The 12,703-nt window shown below is 72.0% G+C and carries 14 protein-coding genes; 6 read left to right on the top strand and 8 right to left on the bottom strand.

All coding sequences use genetic code 11. From position 1 onward, the window contains the following. Window positions 1-55: 55 nt before the first annotated feature. Complete coding sequence (locus ACERUJ_RS01455; RefSeq protein WP_370246654.1) at window positions 56-1,087, top strand: ribonucleotide-diphosphate reductase subunit beta; 1,032 nt, start codon at window positions 56-58, stop codon at window positions 1,085-1,087. On the opposite strand, the gene ACERUJ_RS01450 is transcribed toward ACERUJ_RS01455, so the two are convergent. Genes ACERUJ_RS01450 through ACERUJ_RS01440 form a run of 3 tightly spaced genes read right to left on the bottom strand, consistent with a single transcriptional unit; the run spans window position 1,039 to window position 4,729 of the window. Next, entirely contained in the window at window positions 1,039-2,634 is a 1,596-nt protein-coding gene (locus ACERUJ_RS01450; RefSeq protein WP_370246653.1) for a bifunctional 3-(3-hydroxy-phenyl)propionate/3-hydroxycinnamic acid hydroxylase, read from the bottom strand. The genes ACERUJ_RS01455 and ACERUJ_RS01450 overlap by 49 nt on opposite strands. After that, a complete protein-coding gene (locus tag ACERUJ_RS01445; protein WP_370246652.1) occupies window positions 2,631-3,584 on the bottom strand; it encodes a fumarylacetoacetate hydrolase family protein in 954 nt (317 codons plus the stop codon). The genes ACERUJ_RS01450 and ACERUJ_RS01445 overlap by 4 nt, the downstream gene beginning before the upstream one ends. Next, entirely contained in the window at window positions 3,581-4,729 is a 1,149-nt protein-coding gene (locus tag ACERUJ_RS01440) for a VOC family protein (RefSeq protein ID WP_370246651.1), read from the bottom strand. The genes ACERUJ_RS01445 and ACERUJ_RS01440 overlap by 4 nt, the downstream gene beginning before the upstream one ends. A gap of 140 nt (window positions 4,730-4,869) precedes the next feature. On the opposite strand from ACERUJ_RS01440, the gene ACERUJ_RS01435 reads away from it, so the two are divergent. After that, window positions 4,870-5,574 carry a TetR/AcrR family transcriptional regulator gene (locus tag ACERUJ_RS01435; protein ID WP_370246650.1) on the top strand — a complete coding sequence of 235 codons (705 nt, stop codon included), beginning with the start codon at window positions 4,870-4,872 and terminating at the stop codon, window positions 5,572-5,574. A gap of 145 nt (window positions 5,575-5,719) precedes the next feature. Here ACERUJ_RS01435 and ACERUJ_RS01430 read toward each other — a convergent pair whose 3' ends face one another. The 3 genes from ACERUJ_RS01430 to ACERUJ_RS01420 are packed head-to-tail and all read right to left on the bottom strand — an operon-like array spanning window position 5,720 to window position 7,521. Further along, window positions 5,720-6,082 carry a DoxX family protein gene (locus ACERUJ_RS01430; protein ID WP_370246648.1) on the bottom strand — a complete coding sequence of 121 codons (363 nt, stop codon included), beginning with the start codon at window positions 6,080-6,082 and terminating at the stop codon, window positions 5,720-5,722. A 45-nt stretch (window positions 6,083-6,127) separates the two neighbouring features. After that, the gene (locus ACERUJ_RS01425; RefSeq protein WP_370246647.1) at window positions 6,128-6,727 is read right to left on the bottom strand and encodes an NADPH-dependent FMN reductase; all 600 of its coding nucleotides are present in this window, start codon (window positions 6,725-6,727) and stop codon (window positions 6,128-6,130) included. After that, window positions 6,724-7,521 (bottom strand): pirin family protein, encoded by a 798-nt coding sequence (locus tag ACERUJ_RS01420; RefSeq protein ID WP_370246646.1) that lies wholly within the window; start codon window positions 7,519-7,521, stop codon window positions 6,724-6,726. The genes ACERUJ_RS01425 and ACERUJ_RS01420 overlap by 4 nt, the downstream gene beginning before the upstream one ends. A gap of 52 nt (window positions 7,522-7,573) precedes the next feature. Here ACERUJ_RS01420 and ACERUJ_RS01415 point away from each other — a divergent pair, with 52 nt between their 5' ends. Next, on the top strand, window positions 7,574-8,056 hold the full coding sequence (locus ACERUJ_RS01415) for a MarR family winged helix-turn-helix transcriptional regulator (protein ID WP_370246645.1): 483 nt from the start codon (window positions 7,574-7,576) through the stop codon (window positions 8,054-8,056). Between the two features lie 24 nt (window positions 8,057-8,080). Here ACERUJ_RS01415 and ACERUJ_RS01410 read toward each other — a convergent pair whose 3' ends face one another. Continuing rightward, window positions 8,081-8,671, bottom strand: coding sequence for a TetR family transcriptional regulator (locus tag ACERUJ_RS01410; protein WP_370246644.1), 591 nt, complete (start codon window positions 8,669-8,671; stop codon window positions 8,081-8,083). Between the two features lie 81 nt (window positions 8,672-8,752). Between ACERUJ_RS01410 and ACERUJ_RS01405 the strand changes: the two genes are divergently transcribed. Both ACERUJ_RS01405 and ACERUJ_RS01400 read left to right on the top strand, forming a co-directional pair. Continuing rightward, window positions 8,753-9,877, top strand: coding sequence for a phosphotransferase (locus ACERUJ_RS01405; protein ID WP_370246643.1), 1,125 nt, complete (start codon window positions 8,753-8,755; stop codon window positions 9,875-9,877). Continuing rightward, on the top strand, window positions 9,874-10,434 hold the full coding sequence (locus ACERUJ_RS01400) for a nuclear transport factor 2 family protein (protein ID WP_370246642.1): 561 nt from the start codon (window positions 9,874-9,876) through the stop codon (window positions 10,432-10,434). The genes ACERUJ_RS01405 and ACERUJ_RS01400 overlap by 4 nt, the downstream gene beginning before the upstream one ends. A gap of 104 nt (window positions 10,435-10,538) precedes the next feature. Here the strand turns inward: ACERUJ_RS01400 and ACERUJ_RS01395 are convergent, their stop codons facing one another. Further along, a complete protein-coding gene (locus tag ACERUJ_RS01395; protein WP_370246641.1) occupies window positions 10,539-11,000 on the bottom strand; it encodes a winged helix-turn-helix transcriptional regulator in 462 nt (153 codons plus the stop codon). 58 nt (window positions 11,001-11,058) lie between these two features. Here ACERUJ_RS01395 and ACERUJ_RS01390 point away from each other — a divergent pair, with 58 nt between their 5' ends. Continuing rightward, entirely contained in the window at window positions 11,059-12,528 is a 1,470-nt protein-coding gene (locus ACERUJ_RS01390; RefSeq protein WP_370246640.1) for an MFS transporter, read from the top strand. The last annotated feature ends 175 nt before the right edge of the window (window positions 12,529-12,703 follow it).

Here is a 12,703-nt window from a genome sequence, read left to right as displayed (position 1 = left end):
CCTCGACGTCTCCCACCCCACCGCCCCCGCGACCACCGACCCGAGGACCGACACCATGACCACCCCCACCGCACCCGAACCCGCCCGACAGTTGCTGCTCGACCCCGGCCTGGACCTCACCCTGCGGCCGATGCGCTACCCGCACTTCTTCGAGCGCTTCAAGGACGCCATCAAGAACACCTGGACCGTCGAGGAGGTCGACCTGCACTCCGACCTCGCGGACCTCCAGCGGCTGACCGACGCCGAGCGCCACCTGGTCTCGCGGCTCGTGGCGTTCTTCGCCACCGGCGACACCATCGTGGCCAACAACCTCGTGCTCAACCTCTACCAGCACGTCAACTCCCCGGAGGGCCGCCTCTACCTCTCCCGGCAGCTGTTCGAGGAGGCGGTGCACGTGCAGTTCTACCTGAACCTGCTCGACACCTACGTGCCCGACGAGACCGAGCGTTTCGCCGCCTTCGCCGCGGTCGACAACATCCCCTCGATCAAGGCCAAGGCCGACTTCTGCTTCACCTGGATCGACTCGCTCGGCGACCTCACCGAGCTGCGCACCCAGGCCGACCGCCGCGCCTTCCTGCTCAACGTCATCTGCTTCGCCGCGGTGATCGAGGGCCTGTTCTTCTACGGCGCCTTCGCCTACGTCTACTTCCTGCGCTCCCGCGGCCTGCTCAACGGGCTCGCGTCGGGCACCAACTGGGTCTTCCGCGACGAGTCGATGCACATGGCCTTCGCCTTCGACGTCGTCGACACCGCCCGGGCCGAGGAGCCCGACCTCTGGGACGACGACCTCGCCGAGCAGGTGCGCCGGATGCTCATCGAGGGCGTCGACTGCGAGGCCCAGTTCGCCGAGGACCTGCTCGGCGGCGGTGTCGCCGGACTCTCGACCGCCGACATGCGCTCCTACCTGGAGTACGTGGCCGACCGGCGCATGGAGCGGCTGGGCCTGCCCCCGATCTACGGCTCGAGGAACCCCCTGGCCTTCATGGAGCTGCAGGACGTGCAGGAGCTCTCGAACTTCTTCGAGCGCCGCGTCTCGGCCTACCAGGTCGGCGTCACCGGGTCGGTGGACTTCGACGAGGACTTCTGAGCCGGACGACGGCGCATCACGCTCACCCGGCTCCGGGTGACGACCTGCCGGGGACGCCACGTCGGCGTCCCCGGCAACAGCCGCACCACACGGTCACGGCCGCCCTGCGCCATGACGACGGCGTCGGGACGCACCAGGACGGCATCGGCACGGCCGAGCCAGGAAGCCAGCTCCCCGGACGTCGCGGCGTCGATCTCGACAAGACCGCCGCGGTCCGCCGCCGCGACGGACTCCTGCACGGCCCCGCGGCGGATCAGCAGGAAGCACCCGGGTGCGACGGAATCCAGCCGTCGACCGTCGGCGAGGACGACGTTCGGACAGAGGCCACCCGCGAGTCCCCGTCGCAGCAGGCCGCGCCGGACCATCGAGGAGGGGGACAGCGCCGGTGTCGCGCTGTCGAGCACGCTGCGGCGCAGGCCGGGGATCCGGACGAGGTGGGGCACGACGACGCGGCGGAGCCGATCGCCCGCCGATCCACCGCCGGTCATCACGGTGCCCACGATGACCGCGAGCCGGATCATGGCCCGGGCGTGGGGCGCGCGCTCGGCCTCGTAGCTGTCGAGGGCCGCGGGAGGGAGGGTGTCGTCGAGCACCCCGGCGATCTTCCAGGCCAGGTTCGCGGCATCGCGGAGGCCGGCCCCCATGCCCTGCCCGATGAAGGGGGGCGTGAGGTGGGCGGCGTCCCCGAGGAGGAAGACCCCGCCCTCGCGCCACCGGTCGGCGATCTGCGCGCGGAAGGTGTACTCGGCGACACGGAGGAGTTCGAAGTCGTCGATGATCTCGTCCCAGGGCGCGAGCAGCGGTGCGAGCGCCTCCAGGGACCCGAAGTCGGCCGCCGACTCCTCGGGCAGGAGCTCGAACTCCCATCGATGGCGGGTGGGTCCGATCTGCATGTAGGTGGCGGCGCGGCGGCTGTCGCACACCTGGTGCACGCCCTCCCAGTGCCCGAGGCGCCGCGGCGTCGCGACGTCGACGACCAGCCAGCGCTGCTCACCGAAACCGAGGGTCCGCATCGTGGCGCCGATCGCCCCGCGGGTGAGGCTGTTCGCCCCGTCGCAGCCGAGCACGAACCGCGGGCGGAGCGTGTGCGCTCGCCCCGTGGCCGTGTCGGTGTACTCGACGACGGGCGCGTCCCCTCCCTGCACGGCGGTCACCTCGACCTCGCCGCGGAAGTCCACGTCGGTCTGCGCCAGCCGCTCCCTCAGGATCCGCTCGAGGTCCGGCTGGTCGAACATGGTGGCCTGCGGGAAGCCGTTGGACGTGCTGCGCTCGGTGCGGTCGAACTGCGCGAGCGTGCGGTGCTCGGGCGAGAGCAGCCTCAGACCCGCTCCCGGGATCGTCATCTCCGCGAAGCGATCCGCCACCCCGATCCGGGCCAGGATGCGGTGGACCTCGTCGTCGAGGTGGACCGCGCGGGGCTGTGGGAAGACCTCGGACCAACGGTCGAGCACCACGGTCGAGACCCCGGCCCGGGCGAGGAGGAGAGCCGCGGTGACGCCGGTGGGGCCCGCTCCGATGACCACCACCTCGGGCTGGGTCGTGGTCATCGCGGCTCGTCCGCGGCGTACCGGACGACGGTGCGCTGACGCCCGAGGTCGAGGGCGCCGTCGTCGGTGCCGACATGGAGCTCGACGACGTCGCCGTCGGCCAGGTAGAGCGGGTTCTTGGCCTGGGCCTTGAAGAACGCACGCCACTTGGTGGCCGGGGGCAGCAGCGCGCCGATGATCTCGACGGGCTTGGGCGGTGCCGTGAGGGCGGTGCCACCGGGGGTGCCGGTGAGCAGCAGGTCGCCGGGGGCGAGGGGCTGGAATCGGGTGAGACCGCGCAGCGCCTGCAGCGGGCGGTAGAGCATGTCGTCCCCGACCACGGCGTCCTGCCGCAGCTCGCCGTTCACCCACAGCCGCAGCCGCAGGTCCGCGAACCGCGCCCACTCGCCGGGCTCCAGCACGACGAGCCTGGGACCCGTCGGCGTGAACCCGGGGTAGGACTTCGACTCGAAGAACTGGGTCTTGGGCAGCTGCAGGTCGCGAGCGGAGACGTCGTTGGTGATCACGAGTGCGGCGACGTGGTCGGCGACGTCGGTCTCGGTCAGGTGCGTGCCGACGGGCAGGTCGCGCCCCATCACGAGACCGATCTCGACCTCGTAGTCGAGGAAGCGCACGTGAGCGGGCTTGACGATGTCGGCGTCGGCGGCGCTGAGGGAGTGCGAGGTCTTGCGGAAGAAGGTCAGCGGCACGGTCTCGGGGTTGAAGCCGGAGTCCTTGATGTGGCTGACGAAGTTGGTCATCTGCGCCACGACCCGGCAGGGGGCGGTCACCGGCGAGGCGAGGTCACCGGCGGGCAACGGGGCCTCCGCTGCCGCGACTGCGGCGGCGATGGCGTCGCGGTCGGCGAGGAGGTCGGCCGTGGTGCGCGCGGACGTGGCGATCACCGTGCCGGTGGTCGGCGACTTCTGCACGACCCACTGATCGGCGAGACGGAGGATGTCGGTACTCATGAGCGGGCCACCTTCAGCAGCCCGCGCAGGCGGGCCAGGTCGAATTCGTTGTCGGAGTGCCGCAGCGCGGCGAGGAGGGAACGGGCCTCGGCCAGCGACTCCCGGCCGGGAGCGAGGCCGAGGAAGTCGGCGGAGGCGGGCGGCCCCCACTGGGCCAGCCCGGAAGACGTCATCGGCGCCCAGCCCGGCGCGAGCGTGTGGTCGAACAGGTCGCCGTCGGTGAAGTGCTCGACCAGGAAGCCGTGGTCGTCACGCCAGTAGTCGAAGATCTGGCTGCCCTGGATGTGGCGCCCGATCCCCCAGGACCGCCGGTACCCGGCGTCGGCGAGGAACTCACCGCCCGCTGCGAGAGCGTCGAGATCGCTCACCTGGAAGGCGGAGTGCACGTAGCGGGTCCGCGGCCCCAGCGTCATCGCCAGGGTGTGGTGATCGGTCGGCTCGCTCCCCCGGTCGCAGCGGATGAACGACATCGTCGGCCCGCGCTCGCGCTGTCCCTCGTAGTAGAGGAAGTCGCTCACGATCATGCCGAGCGTCTCCAGGTACCAGTCCAGCGCCTGTCGGTAGCGGACCGACTGCAGCACGACGTGACCCAGGCGCTCGACCCGCGCGGGCTCGCGGCGAGGTCGCTGCGTGGCGTTGCTGCGACGCACCTCGCCACCGACGTTCAGGACGTGGGGCTCTTGGCCCTCCAGCGCTGGCAGCTCGTGGCAGCCGGACACCACCCGCACCCGGGCACCGGAGGGATCGAGTGCGTCGACCGTGAGTCCTCCGAGCAGCTCGGGCAACGGCTGCACCCGCACACCGAGGTGGTCCGCCAGACGCACCAGGTCCCCGCCGGCGGCAGCGTGGAAGGCCGGGCCGGTGAAGCGGGATCGCGCACCTTTCCGCACGATCACCGCGGGCGTGCCGGCGCGGGTGCCCCGCAGGTGGAGCTGCTGGTCGTCGCGGAAGCTGGTCGTGAAGCCGAAGGCGTGGGCGAAGGCCTCCGCCCCGGCGAGGTCGGGCTTCTCGAACTCCAGCCAGGCGAGGTCGCGGACCTTGATCACGGGATCGACCGCGCGGCCGGGATGCTCTCCCGGACGGGCGCCGTCGTCACTGTGCAGGTCGCGGTGGTCGTTGTGCCCCCGGTCGATCTCGGTCGTCATCTCCACCTCGCAGTCGTCATTGACGAAATAGTCATTGACGATCGCGGGCAGCGTCAAGCGTTATTGACGAAATCGTCATTGACGGTCCGGCATCGCGCCGACGTTCGCTACGCTCGCCCCTGACGAAGGGGAGTCGGACGATGTCGGAAGCCGTGGCGGCCGCTGCCAAGCGGCGGGGCGAGCGCCAGCGCGCACAGACCCGCGCCGCACTGATCAAGGCGGCCCAGCGACTGCTGGCCGAGGACCGCACGAGCGTGCCGGTCCTGGAGATCACCGAGCTGGCCGGCGTCGGCATCGGGTCGTTCTACAACCACTTCGCCACCAAGGAGGACCTGTTCCAGGCCGCCGTCGACGACGCGCTCGAGCTCCAGGGCGCACTCCTCGACGCCTGGGGGGACGACCTGGAGGACCCGGCCGAGGTGTTCGCACGCAGCTTCCGGCTCGTGGGTCGCCTCCACCGACTCGAGCCCCGGTACAGCCGCGTCATCCTCTCCCAGGGACTCGGGATGCTCTCCTCGGACCGGGGCCTGGCCCCCCGGGCGCGGCGCGACATCGAACGCGCCTGCGCCGCCGGCCGCTTCACCAGCCCTGACACCGGGACCGCCCTGCTCATCGTCGGCGGCGCCGCCATGGCAGTCGGACAGACCATCCACGACCACCCCGAGCTCGACGATGCCGCCCTGACCGACGACGCCGCGCGCCACCTGTTGCGCATGCTCGGCCTGTCGCCCTCCGACGCCGACGACGTGTGCTCGCGTCCACTTCCGACCACGGTCGAGCTGTGGGAGCTCGTCGCGGCCGCAGCCCCCGCCGCGACGACGTCGGCGGCGACCGCCAGACCCTGATCGGCGCTGAGGGCTCACTCCGACAGCGGACCGGGAGCCACCACCTCGCCCCGCCGAGGTCGCCTTCCACCTGACAGGCCGAACGCCCGGTCCGACCTGCGCACGACAGGACAGCGGACCGGGCGTTCGAGCGGGCCGATGCGGCTCAGAGTCGGGCGAAGCCGATGACCGCACTCGCCAAGGTCAGCACCGCGATCACGGCCGGGGGTGCCGCCGGCTCCTGACGACGCACGTGCACCAGGATCGCGCCCAGCATGGTGAGGAGCAGCCCGACGGCAGCGAGCGGCGTCAGGACAGGCGCGACGTCGAGCGCCCTCGGCAGGATGAGCCCGACGGCGCCGAGCACCTCGGCGGCGCCGACGAACCGGACGAGACCGGGGGACACGTCGTCCACCCAGCCCATGCCGGCCTCCTTCAGATCGGCCGGCGACCGGAGCAGCTTCAGGGCTCCTGCGCCGAGGAAGGCCGCGGCGAGCAGGGAGTTGAGGATCCAGAGGGTCAGGGACATGGGTCTTCCTTCGTGGGGTGGCGGGCAGGGTGGCGACCGAGCGCGTCAGCCGAGAGCCGAGCCGCGCGGCGGGTCGAGTCGGACGCCGGCGAGGGCCTCGGTCCAGGCGAGCACCTGGTCGACCATCACCTCGGCACTGATCCGGCTGAAGGGGCCGGGGGCGAGCTCGGTGAAGTCGCGGAAGTCGCCGGCGAGCGTCAGCGTGACGGCGGACCGGACATCGGCCATCTGGAGTTCGCCCGCGATCGCTCGGACGTGCTCCGAGGCACGGGCGCCGCCCATGCCGCCGTAGGAGACGATGCCGACGGCCTTGTTGGCCCACTCCCGCGCGAGGTAGTCGAAGGCGTTCTTCAGCACCCCGGGGATCGAGTGGTTGTACTCGGGCGTGACGACGATGAACCCGTCGAAGGAGGCGATCGCCTCCGCCCATGCTCGCGTGTGGGCGTGCTCGTAGCGACCCGCCATGGCGGGGGCACTCTCGTCGAGGTGCGGAAGCGGATGGTCCAGCAGGTCGACGAGGTCGAACGTCGTCGCCGGTTCACGGCCGGCCGTGTGCTCCTGCGCGACCTGCTGCACCCAGCGGGCCACCTCCGCCGCCTTGCGCTGGGGTCGGGTGCTCCCGACGATGATGCCGATCCTGGTCATGACGACGCCTCTCTGCTGATGAAGGGGGTTGGTGCGGAAGGAACGGTGAGGACCAGGAGCTCTGAGGTCTCCCGGGCCACGAGGCGGGTGCCTGCGGCGCCACTCACGTCGAGTGCGTCGCCGTCGCGGAGGACGGTCGAGGTCGCGCGCGGAGCGTCGGTGCCGGAGTCACGGGATCCGCTGGGGCCGAGGGTCATCGCCCCTCCGAGCACGAGGGCGACGCAGGCTCGGTCGGGGGTGGCGTCGAGCTCCACGCGCGCGTGAGCGGAGAGCCGGATGCGCCGGATCACCAGGCCGCCGGCCGACCATGCCGGAGCCTCGCCGCCGAGGACGTGCACGACATCCACCCCCTGCTCGGGTGATCGGGTCGGCATGGCCTCGAGGCGGTGGTCGGCGTAGGTCGGCGTCGCAGCGGCGAGGGCGGGGCCCGGATCGACCATCAGCTGGAGGACCCGAGCGGCATCGACGACCCGCTCGGCGTGCTGGAGCCCCGTACCGGCTCGCATGACCTGGAGATCGCCGGCGGCGAGATCGGCCCAGCGACCGGTCCCGGTGTCGTAGTGCTGGGACCGGCCGTCCAGCACGATCGTGATCGTCTCGAGCCCCTCGTGGCGGTGGAGCGGAAGCGCGAAGGCGCTCCCGAACCGGGTGTCCGACCAGTACAGCAGCGAGCCGGTGGCCGAGGTGCCCCCGACGGTCCGCGCTCGGTCCACGACGACGGTCGAGACCGCATCGGGAGCGAACGCACCGATCCGGGGCCGCAGGGCGAGGCGTACCGGCCTCTTTGTTGACATGCCAACAACGTATCAGATTGATGATGTGTCAACAAACAGTAGGATTGGAGGCATGACGACCCGGTGGCTCAACGCCGACGAGGAGCGGGCGTGGCGCGGCTTCCACCGCCTGCGGGGCGACCTCACGGCGCGCCTGAACGCCGAGCTCGCCGCCGACTCGGGCCTCACGGAGGCCGACTTCGCGGTGCTCGTCTATCTCTCCGAGGCCCCCGGCGGCGTGATGAGGGCACGCGAGCTGCAGCGCGAGCTGGCCTGGGACCGCAGCCGCCTCTCCCACCAGCTCACGCGCATGGAGCGCCGCGGCACGGTGGAGCGTCGCGCCTGCGCCACCGATGCGCGCGGCCTCGACATCTCGATCACCGCCGCTGGCCGCGCGGCCATCACCGCCGCCGCACCGGCCCACGTCGCCGTGGTCCGCCACTGCTTCGTGAACCTGCTCACCCCCGAGCAGCTCGCCACCCTCGCCGACATCGCCGACATCGTGGCCGATCACCTCGAGGAGGCCCACGGGCGTCGCGCCACCGGCGACGAGTGAGCGACAGGACGTCCGCCGGGCAGGTCAGCGCCCCAGGCAGCCGACGATCATCTCCACGACCGCGTCCTCGGCCTCGGCCCGCTGCTGCGGACCGGCGGCGGGCTCGCGCTCGAGGTCGGCGAGCAGTGCCAGCACCACGCTGGCCAGCCCCCGGACCCGCACCGCGCGTGCGGTCGGCGACACCCCCTGGACACCGGTGAGCGCCGCCAACCGCCGCATCAGCAACGAGGTCGCCGGCCAGTCGGCCCGCTCGGTGAACACGACCTCGGGAAGGTCGCGGACCTTCTCCATGAACCGGGCATGGTGACCCGGGCCCTCACGACGCTGATGCTCGAACGCCGGTTCCACCAGCACCCGCACCAGACCGGCGACCGTCACCTCTCCCGCGGCCTCCGCCTCATCGAGGAGCACCAGGCGCCGGGGCTCGAAGACCGCCTGACGCTGCGCGATCACCGCTGCGATCAGATCCTCCCGGGACCCGAAGTGGTAGCGGATCGCCGCACTGTTGCGCTGACCGGCGGCGACCACGATCTGGCGCAACGACACCGCGGGCCCCTGCTCGGCGATCAGGCGCTCGGCCGCGTCGATCAGCTCGATCCGCCCGCTGCGCTCCACGGTCGGATCCTAACCCGTCCCCATTGCATCGCTAATACGTTTGGGTTAACGTCGCGCTCCACCACTCCGAGAGGCGACCCGATGACGACGCTGGGCGCAATCCCGACCGATCCGCAGGCCTTCACCCCCGACCTGCTCGAACGCCTGCTGCACACCCTGAACCCCGGCGTCGGGGTGCGGGACGTGTCGGTGCGGCGGGTCTGGGAGTGGGGTCAGGGCGAGGCCGTGTCGACCTCGGGCCGCCTGGACCTGGACCTCGCTTACGACACCGAGCACGACCTCCCCCGGTCGGTGGTGCTCAAGATCGCCCGTCCCGCTCTCCCGGCGTTCCCTCTCTATCGCAACGAGGTCGACGTCTACACCAGCATCCGCCCCTGGGAGTTCCTGCCCACGCCACGCTGCCTCGGTGCCTGGTTCGATCCCGCCTCGGGCAGCTTCGGCCTGGCCCTGGAGGACCTGCGGCCCCACGGCGCACGGTTCGCCTCCGCGGTCGACGCACCACCCCTCGCCTCGATCGAGAGCGCGATCCGCGAGCTCGCCCGCCTCCACGCCCGCTTCTGGGATCCCGCGGACGCCGACCCGAGCAGTGCCCCGGGCGGGGATCCGCGACTCGCGTGGGCCCAGACCCACGTCGCCGGCGAGCTGCACGAGCTGTTCGACCACCCCGACCTCGTGCCACGGATGATCCGCGAGGAGGTCGTCACCACCCAGCACAAGCGCGAACTGCTCCAGTCGGTGGGGCAGGACCCCGACTCCCTCCACGCCCAGGTGCGCCGCGTGCAGCAGCACCAGGCGACGCTCCCCCGCACCCTCGTGCACGGCGACTGCCACGTCGGCAACACCTACGTCCTGCCCGGCGGCGAGACGGGGTTCGTGGACTGGCAGCTGAGCGTGCGCGGCCACTTCATGCACGACCTGTCCTACCTGCTCGTGACCGGACTCGACGTCGCCACCCGGCGCGCCGACGAACGCCGCCTCATCGGCCTGCACCTGGACGAGCTCGCCCGACACGGGGTGGACGCCCCGCCCTCCCTCGAGGAAGCGTTCGAGGAGTACCGCCGCGCCCAGGCCTGGAACACCTACATCGGCTGGCTCACCTGCCCGGTCGCCAACTACGGCTGGGAGATCAACGTCGCCAACCACGTCCGGCTGCTCACCGCCTACCGCGACCTCGACACCGCGGCCGCGATCGGGGACCTGCCATGACCCGCGATGCCGTCCCGGTCGTCGCCGACCCCCGGCTGCAGCACCTGCTGGACAAGCATGAGATCCACGAGCTCGTCCTGCTCTACTGCCGCGGCGTCGACCGTCAGGACCCCGAGCTCCTCCGGAGCCTCTACACCCCCGACGCCACCGACCACCACGGGCCGGTCTACCAGGGCGACGCCGAGGGCTACGTCCGGTTCCTCGAGGACTCCTTCCCCGTCATCACCATCGGCGCCCACTACGTCACCAACCACCTCGTCGAGCTCGACCTCGACGACCCCGACCGGGCCCAGGGCGAGGTCTACGCCCTCGGCTACCACCACCTCCCCGCCCACGACGGCCACCACGTCGACTCCCTCGTCGGCGTCCGCTACCTGGACCACTACCGACGCCACCGCGGCGCGTGGCGCTTCGCCTCCCGCGACGTCGTCTTCGACCTCGACCGCTCCTGGACCCTCCCCGACTCACCGGGAGCGGCCGTGCACGCACCCCATCCCACGGACGACGCCTCCTACCGAGTGCTGACCGCCGACCTCTTCCGCCGACGCACCAGCTGACCCAGGAGCCCCCGAGGCGCACTGGATGACGTCCACCCGTGCTCCCGGCGCGGGTTCCGACTCCCTGAGGTCGCACGGGCGAGACGATCCCTCGCCCCCGGGGCTCAGGCGTGGATGTACAGGTCGTCCTGGCTGACGTGGTGCCCCTGGGCGCAGCAGAAGGTCACGCTCACCTCGGCCCCGCAGTCCTCGTGGTGCGGCACGGGGCCGGTGCGGGGAGCGACGTGCTCGCGGCCCCACTGCGCCAGGGCGAGCAGCACCGGCAACAGGTCCCGGCCGGCGTCGGTGAGCACGTACTCGTGGCGGGTGCGCTGACCCTCCACGCGGTACGGCGTGCGGGTGAGCAACCCGTGGTCGAGCAGCTCCTTGAGCCGCTTGGCCGCGACCGCCTCGCTGAGCCCCGTGAGACGCACGAGGTCGTCGAAGCGGGTGGTGCCGTAGAAGACCTCGCGCAGCAGCAGGAACGCCGACCGGTTGCCGACGACCCGCAGGGTGCGGTCGATGGGACACCGGTCGCCGGGGGCGGCGGTGCGGCGGGCGAGGCGCCCGGTCAAGCGGAGGGCCATGCATCCACCCTAGGACCTGGCTTGCCGAAGGCATAGTCAGAGCCCTACGGTGCTGGCTATGTCATCGCAGAGTCAGGACTCCGGCGTGCTCGCGCCGCGCGACGTCGCCGCGCGGGCGGTCCTGCTCGTCACGGTCGGCGCGGCGTTCCTCTCCAGCCTCGACCTCTTCGTCGTCAACGTCGCCTTCGAGGCCATCGGCCGCGACCTCGACGTCGGCACCCCCGGCGGCCCGACGGCGGGCGACCTGAGCTGGGTGCTCAACGCCTACGCGGTGGTGTTCGCCGCGCTGCTGATCCCCTTCGGACGGCTGGCCGACCGCTACGGCCGCAAGCGGATGTTCATCCTCGGAGTCGCGCTGTTCACCCTGGCCAGCGCCGCCTGCGCCGCGGCCGGCGACGTGTGGCTCCTGGTCGGCTTCCGCGCACTCCAGGCGGTGGGCGCGGCGGCGATGACGCCCACCAGCCTCGGCATCCTGCTGGCCACGCTGCCCGCCGAGCGGCGACTGGTCGCCGTGCGGATCTGGGCCGCGGTCGGCGCCGTGGCCGCCGCCATCGGCCCCACCGTCGGCGGCGTCCTGACCGAGCTGTCCTGGCGCTGGGTGTTCCTGATCAACGTGCCCGTCGGCGTCGCGATCATCGTCGCCGCGCTGCGCGTGGTGCGCGACGAACCCGTCGACGCCGACGCCCGCACCCCCGACCTCCTCGGCGCCGGCCTCATCGCCGCCGCCGCCGGACTCCTCGCCCTCGGCCTGGTCCGCAGCGAGGACTGGGGCTGGGCCGACGCCCGCACCGCCGCGGCGCTGGCCGCCTCCGCCCTCGCCGGGGCCCTGTTCGCGCGTCGCTCCGCCCACCACCCCGCCCCCGTGGTGGACCCCGCCCTGATGCGGGTACGCACCTACCGCTGGGCGCTCGCCTCGATGTTCCTGTTCAACGTCAGCTTCGCCATCAACCTGCTGGTCGGCGTGCTCTGGCTCCAGCAGGTCTGGGGCTACGGCGTGATGCGCACCGGCCTCGCCGTCGCCGTCGGCCCGATGCTCGTCCCCATCACCGCCGCCCTGGCCCAGCGCTTCCTGACGTCGGTCTCACCGAGCCGGCTGGTGACCACCGGCTCGATCGTGGTCGGGCTCAGCTGCACCCTGGCGGCCCTGCGGATGGGCACCGACCCCGCCTACGCGACCGACTACCTCCCCGCCTGGGTGCTCGGCGGCATCGGCGTCGGCTTCGCCCTGCCCAACCTCATGGCCGGCGCCACCCACGACCTGCCGCCCACCATGGCCGCCACCGGCAGCGGCGTCGTCACCATGGCCCGCCAACTCGGCTTCGTCGTCGGCGTCAGCATCCTGTTCGCCCTGCTCGGCGACGCCGTCGGCACCGCCGCCCTCACCGACTTCCGCACCGCCTGGTGGGTCGCGGCCGCCGTCCTGCTCACCGCGTCAGTCACCGCGACGGGGATGCGTGCCCGCACCACGGCGCCCGCGACGACGACCGGTCCGGCCACGGGCGTACCGGGCAACCCTGCGCAGACCTAGGCCTCCTCGATCCTGTCTGGCCGAGCAGAGGTCGGCCGAACAGCGGTCGAACCTCTGTCGAGTTCGCACCACCAGCCACCGAAACCGAACAGCCCCCGCCCTGCGTTCCGCAGGCCAGGGGCTGTTCGTCGAAGCCGCCGCCTCGGTTTCGAACCGACGACCTCATCACTGCAGG

This window comes from Nocardioides sp., assembly GCF_964228225.1.
GTDB lineage: Bacteria > Actinomycetota > Actinomycetes > Propionibacteriales > Nocardioidaceae > Nocardioides.
The sequence above is the reverse complement of the archived record's forward strand: the minus strand, read 5'-3'. Positions and strand labels throughout refer to the sequence as shown.